Here is a 15,651-nt window from a genome sequence, read left to right as displayed (position 1 = left end):
TTCAGCCTGCCCTAACCGGGATTTCCCCTCCCCTAAAGCCATCCGTCTGATTCACCCGGAATCGGCTGGTTAGGCCGGCGAGCCTGACCTAGGCTGAGCTGTGGGGGATATTCGTGGGAATTTTATCCGGCAGCCGGGTGCACTCGCCCGGTGGGGAGGAATCATTATGGACAGGATGCTCTCAGGACTCATTTTGCTACTGGCGCTTGTGTATTCAGCGGCCGCAAGCGCCCAGCACGATCATCACGACGAAGCGCATGTGAAGGACGGGGAATCGGTCGGGGTGGTGGATTTTCGGCCCGATTGCGCTGCGGATTCGGCCGAGACCTTCAACCGGGGCCTGGCCCTGAAACATCACATGATGTATCAACAGGCGCGCGAGACCTTCCGCGACCTGGTCGAGAAAGACCCGGACTGCGCCATGGCCCACTGGGGGGTGGCGGCCACCTGGTTCCAGCCCCTTTGGCCGGAACGCCCGGACGCGGATGCCCTGGCCACCGGCCGTGAAGCCATTGAACGGGCCCGCAAGGCCGGGCCTGGCGGTGAGCGGGAGCACGCCCTGATTGATGCGGTGGGCGCATTCTTTGCCGATGAAGACATGGGCTATGGCGATCGCATCGACGCCTGGGCCAGTGGCATGGCCGAGGCCTACTCGAACCACCCGGAGGATCATGACATCGCCGCCCTGTATGCCCTGTCCCGTCTGGTGCTGGGCATGCGGGCCGACACGGAGACCCGCCACGAACTGCATGATGAGGCCGAGGCCATTCTGGCCGGTGTCTGGGAAGAGGAGAACCAGCACCCCGGCGCCATCCACTACGCCATTCATGCCACTGACGTGGATGGGCGGGCCGAGAACGCCCTGGCCATGGTGGAGGCCTATTCGGACATCGCACCCAGCGTACCGCACGCCCTTCACATGCCGTCACATATCTATGTGCGGCTGGGCGAATGGGATCAGGTGATTGAATGGAACCGGCGCTCGGCCGATGCGGCCCGGGATCACGAGGTCGATGACGCCATCTCCTTTCATTACATCCACGCCCTCGATTATCTGGTCTATGGCTATCTGCAGAAGGGTGAAGTGGACCGGGCCCAGGCGGTGCAGAAAGAAGCCGAAGCGGTGGAACGCCACCAGCCAGGCTTTGCCGCCGCCTTTCATGCGGCGGCCATTCCGGCCCGCATCGCCGTGGAACGGCGGGACTGGGAAAAGGCCGGTGCATTGGAGCCTCGCCAGCCGGATTACCTGCCCTGGGACGGCAGTTTCTGGCCGGAGGGCCTGAGCTGGTACGCCCGTGGCCTGGGCGCCATTCATGCCGGTAATGGAGAGGCGGCTCAAGAGGCCGAGGCGCGCCTGGCCACCCTGCGGGACCGGGCAAAAGAGGCTGGCGAGGAGAACTTTGCCATCTTCATTGAAGTGGATCGCAAGATTCTTGCTGGCTGGAGCGAGCACGAGCAGGGCAACGCCGATTCGGCGATCCGCCTGATGGAAGCGGCCGCGGAGCTGGAAGGCACCGTGGACAAGAACCCGATTACCCCGGGGGCGCTGTACCCGCCCTATGAAGCCCTGGGTGATCTCCTGCTGGCCCTCGACCGCCCGGATGAGGCCCTGGCCGCCTACCAGGCGGGGGACGACATCTGGCCGGGCCGCAAGAACACCCTGGCCGGCATGCAGCAGGCCCGGGAACAACTGGCCAACTGAAGTCTGGTAATCGGGCACCGCCCTCTGGGCGATGCCCGATTACTGACGCAATATCTTCTCCATGGCCTTGCCCTTGGCCAGTTCATCCACGAGCTTGTCGAGATAGCGGATCTTCTGCATCAGGGGATCCTCCACCGATTCCACTCGCACGCCGCAGACCACGCCCTTGATCAGGGAGGCATTGGGGTTCAAGGCCGGTGCTTCGGCGAAGAATTGCTCGAAGCTGTTCCCCTGATCGATCTGCTGCCGAAGCCCGGCCTCATCGTAGCCGGTGAGCCAGCAGGTCACCTCGTCGACCTCCGCCTGGCTGCGCCCCTTCTTCTCCGCTTTCTGCACATACATGGGATAGACCCTGGCAAAGGCCATATCGAAGATTGGGTGTCTGGACATGTTCATCCCTCCTTTGCGCCGGCTGGCCGGGCCACGGCCAGGCAGTAGGCCTGGCGGCCCCGCCGGGCCAGTTCCTCAAAGCTTTCCAGAACCAGGCCGGCGGCCTGCAGCTGGGCCTTGAAGTCTTCTTCATAAGTCACACCGCCGAAGTCGATGCTGGAGATTCGTTTCAGCATGGGTTTCAGGCGCTCCATGAAGGGGGAGCGGCGGGTCTGAATGGTCTGGGTGAAATAGATTCGCCCCGCCGGCTTCAGCAGGGTCAGGCAATGGCGCAGGGCCGCCTCCGGGTCGGGCAGCAGCATGAAGCTGGCCGAGAAATAGACCGCGTCATAAGGCCCGCCCTGGTGGTCGTAGACCGACTGCAGACGAACCGTCACCTGATCGGCCAGCGATGATGTGGCCACACGTTGCTGCGCCCGCTCCACATAGGCGGCATCAATGTCCACGCCAGTGACCCGGATGCGTTTCTCGCGCAGCCGCTCGCTGTTGGCCAGCAGGGCGCTGGCGGTACCAATCCCCACATCCAGCAGCTCGCAGCCGGCAGGCAGGCGGTCGATGACCGCGCCATACCAGCGTGCGGTCAGGCGCGGAATGAGGGCGTCGTAGAGCAGGCTTCGGATCATGGGGCTCATCATGCCATGCCCGGCACCACGGCGGTGCACAAGGGCGAAAGTACCGATAAATAAATCCCATTGATTTAATCCAAATGATTCATTGGAAACTATCGGGAACCTGGACTATTACTAGGAGGGCAAGGCAGGGGAAGGAAACACTCGCCCCCCCTGGCAGTGCGCCAAGTAGTCACCGTGGCGGTTTTACACATGCGGCTGCAGCACCCGTGGGTGGTGCAGCCCCTGATGATCATTCATTCCAGACTGGAGAGGAAAATGGCCGCAAACAGGAAAGACAACGGAAAATGCCCTGTCATGCACGGAGCACAGACCCGTAAGGGTGGTCGAGGCACCACCAATGAGCAGTGGTGGCCGGAGCAGTTGAATCTGTCCATCCTGCATCAACACACTCCCGAATCCGACCCGATGGGTGCGGATTTCAATTACGCCGAAGAATTCAAGAAGCTTGACCTCAAGGCCCTGAAAAAGGATCTCGAGGATCTGATGACCAATTCCCAGGACTGGTGGCCGGCCGATTACGGTCATTATGGTCCGCTCATGATTCGCATGGCCTGGCACGCCGCCGGCACCTATCGAACCGCGGACGGCCGCGGGGGCGCCTCGACCGGTAACCAGCGCTTCGCCCCCATCAACAGCTGGCCGGACAACGGTAACCTGGACAAGGCCCGCCGTCTTCTGTGGCCGATCAAGGAGAAGTACGGCAACAAGATCTCCTGGGCCGACCTGTACATTCTGGCCGGTAATGTGGCCATCGAATCCATGGGTCTGAAGACCTTTGGCTTTGGTGGCGGCCGCGAAGACATCTGGGCCCCGGAGGAAGACATCTACTGGGGTGCCGAGGATGAGTGGCTCGACAGCAAGCGGTACAGTGGTGACCGTGAGCTGGAGAACCCCCTGGCTGCCGTACAGATGGGTCTGATCTATGTGAACCCTGAAGGCCCGGATGGAAATCCCGACCCTCTGGCCTCAGCGAAGGATGTTCGTGAAACCTTCGCCCGCATGGCCATGAATGATTACGAAACCGTTGCCCTGACGGCCGGTGGTCACACCTTCGGCAAGACCCATGGTGCCGGCGATCCGTCCCATGTGGGGCCTGAGCCGGAAGCGGCCCCACTGGAGCAGATGGGCCTGGGGTGGATCAGTGATTTCAAGAGCGGCAAGGGCCGCGACACCATCACCAGTGGCCTGGAAGGGGCCTGGACCCCCACCCCCACCACCTGGGACATGAGCTACTTCGATGTGCTCTTCGGCTACGAGTGGGAAGTGGTCAAGAGCCCGGCCGGTGCCAATCAATGGGTACCCAAAGGCCTCGCGGACAAGGATCACGCGCCGGATGCCGAGGATGCCTCGCAGAAGGTGGGCATCATGATGACCACCGCTGATATGGCCATGCGCGAAGACCCGGAGTACCGCAAGATCTCCGAGCACTTCCACAAGAACCCGGACGAGTTCGCGGATGCCTTTGCCCGTGCCTGGTTCAAGCTGACCCACCGCGACATGGGCCCGAAGGTGCGTTATCTGGGGCCGGAGGTTCCGGCAGAAGATCTGATCTGGCAGGACCCGGTACCGGCCGTTGATCATGATCTGATCGACGACAAGGACATCAAAGCCCTGAAGAAGGAGATTCTGGACTCCGGGCTGTCGATTTCCGAGCTGGTCAAGACGGCCTGGGGCTCGGCCTCCACCTTCCGCAATTCAGACAAACGCGGTGGCGCCAACGGGGCGCGCATTCGTCTGGCACCGCAGAAGGATTGGGAAGCCAATGAGCCGGCCCAGCTCAAGAAGGTGCTGGGCAAGCTGGAAGAGATCCAGAAGGCCTTCAATGACGGCGCCTCGGGCAATAAGAAGGTATCCCTGGCGGATCTCATCGTGCTGGGTGGTAATGCTGCCGTTGAAGCGGCTGCCAAGAAAGCGGGCCACAGTGTGGAAGTACCCTTCCACCCGGGACGCACTGATGCCACGGAAGAGCAGACGGATGCGGAATCCTTCGAGCCGATGGAGCCGGAAGCGGATGGCTTCCGCAACTTCCTCAAGAAGCGTTACACCGTGCCCGCGGAAGAAATGATGCTCGACCGGGCACAGCTTCTGACCCTGACCGCGCCGGAGATGACGGTATTGGTTGGGGGTATGCGTGTACTGGATGCCAATGTGGGTGGCTCGAAGCATGGTGTCCTCACCGACCGGCCTGGTGAGCTGAGCAATGACTTCTTCGTCAACATCGTGGACATGGCCACAGAATGGCGGCCCGTCTCCGATGACAACGAGGAATTCGAGGGCATTGACCGCAAGAGCGGGAAGAAGAAATGGACCGGGACTCGCGTGGACCTGGTCTTCGGCTCCAACTCCCAGCTCCGTGCGATTTCCGAAGCCTATGCCCAGAGCGATGCCAAAGAGAAGTTCGTCAAGGACTTCGTCAAGGCCTGGAACAAGGTAATGAACGCGGATCGTTTCGATCTGAAGCAGTAAGCCTTGCTTGCCGTCGGAAGCGACGGTTAAAACGACAAGGGCGCAACCGGCAACGGTTGCGCCCTTTTTCATGCCCGCCGGACTCAGGCGATGGATCCGTTATCACTTCCTTGGCGTGACCCACATGGTGATGGTGGCCCGGACCACTTCCTCGCCATTGCTGTCGCGCACACTGACGGGGACGGCCAGGTCGCGGGCCTCATCGAAGGCCGGAACCAGATCCAGCTCGGCACGGCCGACCAGATCGGTGGCGGCCTTCTTCAGGTATTCGACCGTCATGCCCTTGGGAATCCAGCGATGGCTGGGCGGGATGGTGGCGTCGGTCATGACGCCGGCGGCCAGCTCCGCCAGGTTGCAGATGGCAATGGCATGCACGGTGCCGATGTGGTTCTGCACCTTGCGCCGCTTTTTCATGCGCACTTCGCACAGGCCCGGCTCCAGCGCCGTGATGCGCGGGCGAATGGTGGCAAAATACGGCGCACTATGGGACACCACTCGGGAAAACAACCACTGGCCGCCCCAGCGGCGGCTGAATTTCTGCCAGGTGATCAGGGTGCTGCTCTGCTGACTCATGCCGAATAGACCTCTTTTTGCGGATGCGGGCAAGGAGCGACAGCATAGCGGGCCGAAGTATTTCTGGGAAATAGCCGGTCGGGTAGTTGACCTTGATCAAGGAGGGCCTCACTCTGGCGGCTAGACTGAAAGCTCGATTAGCCAACGGCTGTAGCGGAGACGGACATGGACAAGAAAGCCATTCGCAAACTGATCGAATCCCAGCGTTTCTTCGCTGACCTGGACAGCGACTGGCTGGATTTTCTCGCCGAGCATGCCGTCAGCCGGAAGGTGAGCCGGGACGAGGTGATCTTCCGTCACGGCAACAAGGCGGACAGCTTCTATCTGGTCACCGACGGGCGCATTAGCCTGGAAGTGGCCGCCATTGAGGGGCCTCCGCTGGAGCTGCAGAACCTCGGTGAGGGCGCCATCATCGGTTGGTCCTGGCTGATTCCGCCCTACCAGTGGCATTTCCAGGCCCGCGCCCTGGAAGATGCCAATGTGATCCGCTTCGACGGCGATGTCATTTTCAAGCGCTGCGAGGAAGACCCGGATTTCGGCTATGACATGCTCAAGCGTTTCGCCGGCCTGATGTCCGAACGCGTCAGCTCCGCCCGCGAGAAGATGATGCAGGAGTGGAACCCGCCAGGGTTTGCTTGAGTGAGTGCTGAGTGCTGAGTGCTGAGTTGGCAGTGCCCTCGTTGTCGTAATCGTAGTCGTAGTCGTAATCGGCTTTTTCGGGTGGGGGAGAAAAGCCGATTACGATTACGATTACGACAACGACGAAAAGATAGAAGCAACGATTGCGGGCTGGCGTGGTTCGTTGCCGAGATGGGATAAACCCCCGCGATCCCCTACAATGACGGCCCTGTCATTGTCCGGAGAGTGCCATGTCGCGCCTGCCTGTTGTCGTGACCACCCTGTTCCTGCTCTTTTCCGCCCTGCCCGCCTGTGCCGAGAGTGATCGGGCCCAGGGTGATGCCGAAGCGGCGGAGCATTTCATTCACGCCGGCCACATGCTGGACACGGCCACTGGCTCGGTTCTTGACGACCAACTGATCGGCATAGCCAATGGCCGGGTGGTCTCGGTGGCCCCGCGGGGGGACAGCAGGGTGCCCGAGGGAGTCCGCGTTATCGATCTTGCCGATCACTTCGTCCTGCCGGGCCTGACCGATGCCCATGTTCATCTCACTTCCGACGCCACCATCCAGGGGCATACGCGCCTGGGCCGCGGCAGCCACCGGGCTGCCCTGTTTGGCGTGCGGGCAGCCCGGGACACCCTGGCGGCGGGATTTACCACGGTACGCAATGTGGGCGCGCCGAACTTTGCCGATCTGGCCCTGCGTGACGCCATCGAGGCCGGTGATTTTCCCGGCCCGCGCATGCGGGTGGCGGGTAAGTCCCTGGGCATGACCGGCGGGCATTGTGACAACAACCTTCTGCCACCGGAGTTCGGGCACCGCAGCGGCGGCGTGGCCGATGGCCCCTGGGCGGTGCGTGAACAGGTGCGCAAGAATCTCAAGTACGGCGCCGACACCATCAAGTTCTGCGCCACGGGCGGGGTCATGTCCAAGGGCACGGCCACTGGCGCACGGCAATACACCCTGGAAGAAATGCAGGCCATCGTGGAAGAAGCCCACGCCCTGGGCATGCGGGTGGCGGCCCATGCCCACGGAGATGCCGGCATCGAACTGGCCATCCGGGCAGGGGTGGACTCGGTGGAGCATGCCAGCCTGATCTCCCCCGCCAGCATCGCCCTGGCACGCGAATACGGTACGGCGCTGGTCATGGATGTCTATGTCTCCGACTACATCCTCGGCATGGGCGAGGAAATCGGCATTCTGGAAGAGTCGCTGGAAAAGGAACGGGAGGTGGGCCAGACCCAGCGGGACAACCTGCGCCGGGCCCATGAGGCCGGGGTGCGGATTGTCTTCGGCAGCGACGCCGGGGTCTATCCCCACGGCCAGAACGGCAAGCAGTTTGAGCGCATGGTGGACGCCGGCATGACACCCCTGGAGACCATCCAGGCCGCCACCATCCACGCCGCCGAACTGCTGGACTGGGCCGAGGACATTGGCCGCATTGCGCCGGGCTTTCATGCCGACATCATCGCCGTGTCAGGCAACCCCCTGGAGGATGTCACCAAGCTGGAATCGGTGGCTTTTGTCATGAAGGGCGGTGTCGAGCACAAGGTTCCGGATGCGAAGAAGCTGTCACCGGCTAACAACAAGAACCGCCACTGAGGGGGAAAGGAATGCGGCTGCTGTATCGGGTGCACCTGTGGGTGGCGCTCTCCCTGGGTGCGCTGTTCGTGCTGATTGGCCTTAGCGGCTGCCTGCTGGTGTACCAGTCCACACTGGATCGCTGGCTGAACCCGGATCTGCTGCGCGCCGGGACGGCCAGCGGCACAGCCGTATCGGCCACTGAAGCCCTGGCTTCCGTCGAGGCACTCACCGGGGAATCGGAAGTGGTTTCCTTTCTTTCCCTGCCCGCCGCTTCCCGGGATGTCTATCGTTTCTATGTGGGCACCCCGGAACGCACGTTCGATCGACTGGTGACCGTGGACCCCGCTTCGGGACGGGCCCTGGGTGAACGACCGGTGGGCGAAGGCATCATGCGTTTCGTGCATGTACTTCATTTCCGCCTGCACCTGGGGCGTTCCGGGCAGACCCTCATCGGCTTCACCGGCCTTTTCCTGCTGTTCTCCATGATCACGGGGAGTCTGCTGTGGTGGCGCCGCCGGCACCTTCGGCTTCGGCAGCAACCACTGCATCATGGGCTGGGTGTCTATGCCGGCCTGCCTTTGCTTGTGGTGGTGGTGACAGGGGTGATGCTGGCCCTGCCCCAGTACACGCGACCCGCCGTGGAACGGTTCTCACCCCTTTCCGGTCTAGGACTGGGCCACCAGTCGACGGTCCCGGAGGGGAACCATTCGGCCACCGACATCGGTTTGAGCGGGGCCATGTCGCTGGCCCGCCTTCACATGCCGGATGGCGTGACAGGCAGCGTCGGTCTGCCACGAAGCCCGGAGGGCATCTACCGCATCAGCATGCGGGAAGCCGATCCAGCCGGATGGCTGGCGGGCAGCGGCCATCTGGTCCTGGATCGCTACAGCGGCGAGATACTGGAGCGGCGACACTGGTCACAGACCAGTGGCGGGGACCGGTTCATGGCCTGGCTGCGCCCCCTGCACGATGGCCGCGCGCTGGGCCAGCCGGGACGGCTACTGGTCGCCACCTTGGGAATGCTGCCCCTGTTGCTGTATGTCACCGGTATCCGCTTGTGGTTGAGACGTCGCCAATCGGCATGATTCACGCCCCCAGCCACCACCAGGCAAGCGGGTAGCTGAGCAGCATGGCGAGCAGCAGTACCGGCAGTGACCAGAGATGAAACTGCCACCACAGACCGGGCAGACGAGCCAGACGCAGGGCAATCAGATTGGCCATGGAGCCAATCGCCAGGCCAAAGCCGCCCACACTCACACCCCAGGCCAGAAACCGCCAGTCGTCCGTAAACCCTTCCAGAAAGATCGCCGCCGGCACGTTGGAGATGAGCTGGGACAGGAGGATGCCCCCGCTGAGCATGCCGCCGGGCCACTCCGTTATGCCCCCCGCAAGTGCCGCCACCGGCGGAAGCAGGGCCAGTTGTCCGAGCACCAGAAACATCAGCAGGAAGACCAGCAGCAACAGCCAGTCGACCCCCAGCAGACTGCGCGGCCACAGCAGCAGGAACAGGCCGATCACCGCCAGGGCAGCCAAGCTCACCAGCCCCTGTTCCACCATGAGCAGGAAGATCGGATAAAGCAGCAGGGACAGCCACAGCATGGGGCGCTGGAAGGCGGGAAAGTAACTGCCGGCGGAGACCTCGATCCGCCGGGCGGGAAAGGCCAGCGGCACCAGGGCCAGCAACAGGCCGGTGAGCACCAGAGCTAGCGGCAGCATGGTGGCGGTGAATTCGAGAAAGCCCGCCCCGGAGGATTGCCAGAGGAAGAGGTTCTGTGGATTGCCGACCGGACTGAGGGTGGACCCGGCATTGACGGCGAAGGCCTCGAAGATGATCAGACGGCCGATCGGCAGGCGAGCAACCGAATGCAGGCCCAGGGTCATGGGTACGACGATGAAAAGCGCCACGTCGTTGGTGACCACGGCCGACAGGGCGGCGGAGAAGAGAATCAGCACCACGGCCAGGCGCCGCTCGCCACGCAGGCGATGGAGCAGCCACTGAGCAGCCCGCGCCAGGCCACCACTGGCTTCCAGCCCCCGGCTGAGGACCATCAGGCCGGCCAGTACCCAGATGGTTTCCCAGTGAATCAGGGCACCCAGCTCATGCATGCCGATTGGTTGCAAGAGCAGCAGCAGGGCAAAGGCCAGCAGAAGAATCAGCAGCAGCCCTTCTTCGGCGAGTCGGCTCAGCACATGGCGAAAGGGCAGACGCATGATTCAGATCATCAGGCTGGCGCCCGGCCGCGATTCACTGGCGCCCGGCCCAGTCGCTGATGATGGCGTACAGCTGCTGCAGGCCATCGGTAAGGGCGGCGGGGCCCGGCTGCAGGATGTTGACGGACTTGATCTCGTGCAGCTCCCCGTTCTGTACCGCAGGAATGCGGTCGAAACCGGGCCGTTCCCGGACTTTTTCCGGACGGAACTTCTTGCCGCACCAGGAACCGATGATGATGTCCGGCTGACGTTCGATGACGGTTTCGTAATCAGCAATGATGCGGTCCTTGCCCAGAGCCTTGTCCCGCAACTCGGGGAAGCAATCATCGCCCCCGGCGATCTCCACCAGCTCAGCCACCCAGCGAATGCTCGACATCATGGGCTCGTCCCATTCCTCGAAATAGACCCGGGGACGCCGGGGCAGTGACGCGGCCTGTTCGCGAATGCGCTCGACACCGGCACGCAGCTCATCCAGCAGTTGCTCGGTCTTGGCCTGGCAGCCGATCATGCCGCCGAGCATGCCCATCATGCGAAAGATCTCTTCCACACTGCGGTGGTTGAAGATGTGTACTTCCACACCCTGGCGGACCAGCTCACTGCCGATATCAGCCTGGAGATCGGAAAAGCCCAGCACCAGATCCGGTTCAAGATCGAGAATCTTGTCGATCTTGGCGCTGAGAAAGGCCGAGACCTTGGGCTTTTCCTTGCGCGCCTTGGCCGGGCGCACGGTAAAGCCGGAGATACCCACAATCCGCCAGTCTTCTTCCAGCAGATAGAGGGTTTCGGTGGTCTCTTCGGTGAGGCAGACGATGCGTTGGGGATAATTTGTCATGCCCTCATGATACCAGCAGGCAACAAGCGGTTCGGTCGTAGTCGTTGTCGTAATCGGGTTTTTCGGGTGTGAAAGAAAATCCGACAACGACAACGACAACGACAACGACAACGATGATTATGGTGGCCTGCCCCCCTTTCGTGCCACTATCATTGGGGCATTGAGCCGGGGAGATCATCGTACGCCCATGGACATCAGGGATGCCCGACAATCCGATCTGGATGTGCTGGTGGCGCTGGAGAACGCAGTCTTTGACTCGGATCGTCTGAGCCGACGCAGTTTTCAGCGATTCATCCAGCAGGGCCGTTCGGCTTTGCGTGTGGCTGAAGAAGAAGGTCGGCTGCTGGGCTATGTCCTTGTGATATTCCGTCGTGGGACTTCGCTGGCACGTTTGTACTCCATGGCAGTGGCTTCCGACGCCCAGGGTCGTGGCCTCGGGCGTCGGCTGCTGGTGGATGGAGAGCAGCAGGCGGTGGAAAACGGTTGCGTGGCCATGCGTCTGGAAGTGCGCGAGGATAATGCCTCGGCCATCACCCTCTACCAGTCTGCCGGTTACCAGCCTTTTGGCCGTTATCCCGACTATTATGAAGACCATGCCGATGCCCTGCGCATGGAGAAATCGTTGGCGGATGTCATCCGTCCGCCTCATTCCAGCGTGCCTTGGTATGGCCAGACACTGGAGTTCACCTGCGGCCCGGCCGCGCTGATGATGGCCCTGGCCAGTCTGAACGCCAGCCAACCCCTCAACCGTAATGAGGAGATTCGGCTCTGGCGTGAGGCCACAACCGTCTTCATGACCTCCGGGCACGGTGGCTGTGGCCCCTTTGGTCTGGCGGTGGCCGCCGCCCACCGGGGCCATGCGGTGGAGCTGTGGACCGACGGCCCCCGGCCCTTCTTCGTGGATTCCGTTCGCGACGAGGAGAAGAAGGCGGTGATCGAAATGGTGGAAGCGGACTTTCAGCGTGAACTGGAGCGCCTCGACGTCCCGATGCATCATGGCTGGCCGGGGGTGGAGGTTCTGCAGAAATCGCTTGCCCGGGGCTGGCGTGCCCTGGTCCTGATCAGCTCCTGGCGCATCTGGAATGAGAAGTCCCCTCACTGGGTGGTGGTGACCGGCTACAGCGAGCCCTTCTTCTTCGTCCATGACCCCTGGGACACCAATCTGAAGAGCCGCAGCAATGCCCGATGGCGGCCGGGCGACCGGGACCGCCTGGACGGCATCGACATGCCCATCCCTTCCGGCGAGTTCGAGCGCATGAGTCGTTACGGGCGCAGTGCCCAGCGGGCCGTGATTCTGCTGGGGCCCTTGTCATGAACGCAAACCGGAAGAAAGACAGCATTCGGCTGGTGGCCCTGGTGGACAAGGCCTCCGACTGGAGCCCCGAGCTGCCGGACATTCCGCGCATGACGGTGGATGAATATCTTCGTAACAGCGACAATCGCCGCGGCCTCAAGCTGATCAACCTCTGCAACAGTTATCGTTACCTGGGCACCGGTTATTACGCCTCACTATTGGCCGAAGCCCGGGGCCATCGCATCATCCCGAATGTGGCCACCATCACCGGTCTCTCCAGTGCCGCCCTGCCACGACTGGATACGGCCTGGCTGGAACAGCGACTGCAGGCTCGCCTGGCGGATGAGCCCAATGATCGCCTGCAACTGCTGATTGCCTTCGGCCGTTGTCCCGACGAGCGTGTGGGCGGCTTCGCCCGGCGCCTGTTCGAATCCCTCGCCTGTCCGATTCTGCGCGTGGAGCTCAAGCGTGATGGCGTCTGGCGCATCCAGCGCATTCGCGGCATTGGCCTGCGGGGAGTGCCGGCGGAGGAAACCTCCTTCGTGGGCCAGGCCATGGTGGAATGGCTGGGACGACGCTGGCGGCGGCCGAAGGATCCGGATCTCTACCGCTACGACATGGCCATCCTGGTGGATCCGGACGAGGCACTGCCCCCCTCCGATGATGCCGCCCTGCGCTATTTCGTGCGCGCCGGACGCCGGCTCGGCCTGCAGGTAGAGATGATCCGGAAAAAGGACTTCGGGCGCTTGTCCGAGTTCGATGCCCTGTTCATTCGCACCACCACGCGCATCGATCATTACACCTACCGCTTTGCCCGCAAGGCGGCCCTGGAAGGCATCGCCGTCATCGATGATCCGCAGTCCATTCTGCGCTGCACGAACAAGGTGTATCTGGCCGAGCTGCTGGCCGCCCATCGGGTACCCCACCCCAGCACCCGAGTCATCAGCCGGGACGACTGGAAGTCGGCGCCCGAGGCACTGGGCTGGCCGGTGGTTTTGAAGGTACCCGATGGCGCCTTCTCCACCGGTGTGTTCAAGGCCGAGAACCCGGCCGAGTACGAACGCATTTGCAAGCGCCTGTTCCACGACTCGGATCTGCTCCTGGCCCAGTCCTGGCTGTACACGAATTTTGACTGGCGGGTGGGCATTCTGGATGGAAAGCCTCTGTATGCCTGCCAGTACTTCATGTCCGATAATCACTGGCAGATCTATCATCATGACAGTGACAAGGGTTTCAGCGAGGGCGAATCGCGCACGCTGCGAGTGGAAGATGCACCGCCGGAAGTGATCGAAACCGCGGTTCGCGCCGCCACGCCCATCGGCAATGGCCTCTACGGGGTGGATCTGAAGCAGAATGAACACGGGGTCTATGTCATTGAGATCAATGACAACCCCAATATCGACCATGGCATTGAAGATGCCTGTCTTGGACGGGCACTGTACGATGAAATCATGCAGACATTCCTGCACCGCATCGAAGCCCGTCACCAGCAGAGGGGACGCCGATCATGAATGCAGTGAACCCGAGGGATCGCTTTCTACACTGGCTGTGGTCCGTACAGATTCAGGATCTGCCCAGCCGCAAAATGGCCTGGCTGGTGCGTATCGCCCGGGTTATCCATGCCGGATTCCGAGATGCCGCGGTGGGCCAGATCAATCTTCGGGCCATGAGCCTGGTCTATACCTCCCTGCTCTCCATTGTGCCGTTGCTGGCTTTCAGCTTCTCGGTGCTCAAGGGCTTCGGCGTTCACAACCAGCTGGAGCCTGTACTGCTGAGAACACTGGAGCCGCTTGGTGAACGCGGGCCCGAAGTCACCGACAACATTCTCGGCTTCGTGGACAACATTCAGGTCGGGGTACTGGGCTCGGTTGGCCTGCTGCTGCTGGTCTACATCGTCTATTCCCTGCTGCAGAAGATCGAGGCCGCTCTGAACGAGACATGGCACATCCGCCGTCAGCGGGGCATGGCCGAAAAATTCAGCAACTACGTTAGTGTGGTGCTGGTGGGGCCGGTGCTGGTCTTTTCCGCGGTGGGCGTCACGGCATCCTTCTCCAGCTACACGATTGTCCAGCGCATTTCCCAGGTGGAACCCTTCGGCACCCTGATGGTGTGGTTCAGCACCATCATGCCCTACCTGCTGGTTGTAGCCGCCTTCACCTTCATCTATGTCTTCGTGCCCAACACTCGGGTAAAACTCCGCGCCGCCCTGACCGGTGCCGTCATTGCCGGGCTGGCCTGGCAGACCACCGGCTGGATCTTCGCGCAGGTGATTGCCACATCAGCCCGTTACACCGCCATCTATTCGGGCTTTGCCAGCCTGCTCTTCTTCATCATCTGGTTGTACCTGAGCTGGCTGATCCTGCTGTTCGGCGGAAAGATCAGCTTCTATATCCAGAACCCGCAGTTCGTCACCCGCCTGCCGTCGGCCATGGGGGCCACCCACCGGGAGAAGGAAGAGCTGGGCCTGGCAGTGATGTATCTGATTGCCCGCAGCTATTTAAACGGTGATTCACCCTGGACCTTCGAAACGCTCTGTCGTGAGCTGCATGTGCGCGGCGATGTACTGGAATCGGTCATCGTGCGGCTGGAAGATGCCGGCCTGATACTCAGCACCGAGGGCCATCAGGCCGGGTTTCTGCCAGGACAGGACCTGGCGCGCATGACGCTGAAACGCATCCACCATGCCACCCGCGGATACCAGCAAGCGGATGACCCGGATGCGCAAATGAAGTCCATCGCGCCGGTGAAACAGCTGCTGGATGACCTGGACAGGCAGGTGGACGACAAACTGGCCGACATGAGCCTGCGTGCGTTCGTCGAAGACAGGGAATAGAAAACGCCTGCGGCCCGAACAATCACCTGGGCCTTATAAAAGCCGGGGCCCCTGACTCCTCTTGGGTGTCCAGGGGCGAATCAGGGGCTCCAAAGAAAAAACCGCGGACAGCCTGAGGTCTGTCCGCGGTTTCCCGACCGCACTCCCTGACGGCCCTGCCCGGGCGCCTGCCCGACTTCTTCCCTGAAGCGACCCGTCCTGGGCCAGCCTGTCCCCTGACTCCTCCTGAATCCACCGACCACGGCCGGTCGGGTCATCCCGACCCTCACAGAATGCGGGCTGCTTCTGCCGGTTCGCCTTCCTGGCTGGTTTCGTACGTGTTTCCTGACGCACGCCCCTCCGGCAATCCTCCCCCTTTTCGTCGCTCCATCATTCTGCGTTGGGTGTAACGATACGGCGTGAAGGGGCCTGACGAAATCAGGGCATTGCCCGTGGCGATGTAGGAGGGTGCTGACAGGGGGTGTAGGGGGAGTGCTGAGTGCTGAGTGCTGAGTGCTGAGTGCTGAGTGCTGAG

13 protein-coding genes are annotated in these 15,651 nt (G+C 62.1%); 8 read left to right on the top strand and 5 right to left on the bottom strand.

The annotated features are described in order from the left end of the window. The first annotated feature begins 166 nt into the window (after positions 1 to 166). Entirely contained in the window at positions 167 to 1,702 is a 1,536-nt protein-coding gene (locus tag RBH19_RS10515) for a tetratricopeptide repeat protein (RefSeq protein ID WP_306728813.1), read from the top strand. Positions 1,703 to 1,741: 39 nt separating this feature from the next. On the opposite strand, the gene RBH19_RS10510 is transcribed toward RBH19_RS10515, so the two are convergent. Continuing rightward, complete coding sequence (locus tag RBH19_RS10510; protein ID WP_306728812.1) at positions 1,742 to 2,092, bottom strand: DUF2200 domain-containing protein; 351 nt, start codon at positions 2,090 to 2,092, stop codon at positions 1,742 to 1,744. Positions 2,093 to 2,094: 2 nt separating this feature from the next. Further along, on the bottom strand, positions 2,095 to 2,715 hold the full coding sequence (locus RBH19_RS10505) for a class I SAM-dependent methyltransferase (protein ID WP_306728811.1): 621 nt from the start codon (positions 2,713 to 2,715) through the stop codon (positions 2,095 to 2,097). 264 nt (positions 2,716 to 2,979) lie between these two features. On the opposite strand from RBH19_RS10505, the gene katG reads away from it, so the two are divergent. Next, a complete protein-coding gene (gene katG, locus RBH19_RS10500; RefSeq protein ID WP_306728810.1) occupies positions 2,980 to 5,190 on the top strand; it encodes a catalase/peroxidase HPI in 2,211 nt (736 codons plus the stop codon). 102 nt (positions 5,191 to 5,292) lie between these two features. Here katG and RBH19_RS10495 read toward each other — a convergent pair whose 3' ends face one another. Further along, positions 5,293 to 5,763 carry a hotdog fold domain-containing protein gene (locus tag RBH19_RS10495; protein WP_306728809.1) on the bottom strand — a complete coding sequence of 157 codons (471 nt, stop codon included), beginning with the start codon at positions 5,761 to 5,763 and terminating at the stop codon, positions 5,293 to 5,295. 165 nt (positions 5,764 to 5,928) lie between these two features. Here RBH19_RS10495 and RBH19_RS10490 point away from each other — a divergent pair, with 165 nt between their 5' ends. The 3 genes from RBH19_RS10490 (at position 5,929) to RBH19_RS10480 (ending at position 9,052) form a co-directional block, all read left to right on the top strand. Further along, on the top strand, positions 5,929 to 6,402 hold the full coding sequence (locus RBH19_RS10490; RefSeq protein WP_306728808.1) for a Crp/Fnr family transcriptional regulator: 474 nt from the start codon (positions 5,929 to 5,931) through the stop codon (positions 6,400 to 6,402). A gap of 230 nt (positions 6,403 to 6,632) precedes the next feature. Then, positions 6,633 to 7,985, top strand: coding sequence for a Xaa-Pro dipeptidase (locus RBH19_RS10485; RefSeq protein ID WP_306728807.1), 1,353 nt, complete (start codon positions 6,633 to 6,635; stop codon positions 7,983 to 7,985). A gap of 11 nt (positions 7,986 to 7,996) precedes the next feature. After that, entirely contained in the window at positions 7,997 to 9,052 is a 1,056-nt protein-coding gene (locus RBH19_RS10480; RefSeq protein ID WP_306728806.1) for a PepSY-associated TM helix domain-containing protein, read from the top strand. Position 9,053: 1 nt separating this feature from the next. Here RBH19_RS10480 and RBH19_RS10475 read toward each other — a convergent pair whose 3' ends face one another. After that, positions 9,054 to 10,178: an SLC13 family permease gene (locus RBH19_RS10475; protein ID WP_306728805.1), complete on the bottom strand. Its 1,125-nt coding sequence runs from the start codon at positions 10,176 to 10,178 to the stop codon at positions 9,054 to 9,056. Between the two features lie 34 nt (positions 10,179 to 10,212). Then, positions 10,213 to 11,010 carry an ABC transporter substrate-binding protein gene (locus RBH19_RS10470; protein ID WP_306728804.1) on the bottom strand — a complete coding sequence of 266 codons (798 nt, stop codon included), beginning with the start codon at positions 11,008 to 11,010 and terminating at the stop codon, positions 10,213 to 10,215. Positions 11,011 to 11,197: 187 nt separating this feature from the next. On the opposite strand from RBH19_RS10470, the gene RBH19_RS10465 reads away from it, so the two are divergent. The 3 genes from RBH19_RS10465 to RBH19_RS10455 are packed head-to-tail and all read left to right on the top strand — an operon-like array spanning position 11,198 to position 15,137. Next, the gene (locus RBH19_RS10465; RefSeq protein ID WP_306728803.1) at positions 11,198 to 12,325 is read left to right on the top strand and encodes a GNAT family N-acetyltransferase/peptidase C39 family protein; all 1,128 of its coding nucleotides are present in this window, start codon (positions 11,198 to 11,200) and stop codon (positions 12,323 to 12,325) included. Further along, positions 12,322 to 13,815 carry a RimK family ATP-grasp domain-containing protein gene (locus tag RBH19_RS10460; RefSeq protein WP_306728802.1) on the top strand — a complete coding sequence of 498 codons (1,494 nt, stop codon included), beginning with the start codon at positions 12,322 to 12,324 and terminating at the stop codon, positions 13,813 to 13,815. Before RBH19_RS10465 ends, RBH19_RS10460 begins: the two co-directional genes overlap by 4 nt. After that, on the top strand, positions 13,812 to 15,137 hold the full coding sequence (locus tag RBH19_RS10455; RefSeq protein ID WP_306728801.1) for a YihY/virulence factor BrkB family protein: 1,326 nt from the start codon (positions 13,812 to 13,814) through the stop codon (positions 15,135 to 15,137). The genes RBH19_RS10460 and RBH19_RS10455 overlap by 4 nt, the downstream gene beginning before the upstream one ends. The last annotated feature ends 514 nt before the right edge of the window (positions 15,138 to 15,651 follow it).

The organism is Natronospira bacteriovora (assembly GCF_030848495.1).
In the GTDB taxonomy this organism is placed as follows: Bacteria; Pseudomonadota; Gammaproteobacteria; order Natronospirales; family Natronospiraceae; genus Natronospira; species Natronospira bacteriovora.
Note: the sequence above shows the minus strand (reverse complement) of the source record. Positions and strands in the feature narration are given on the sequence as shown.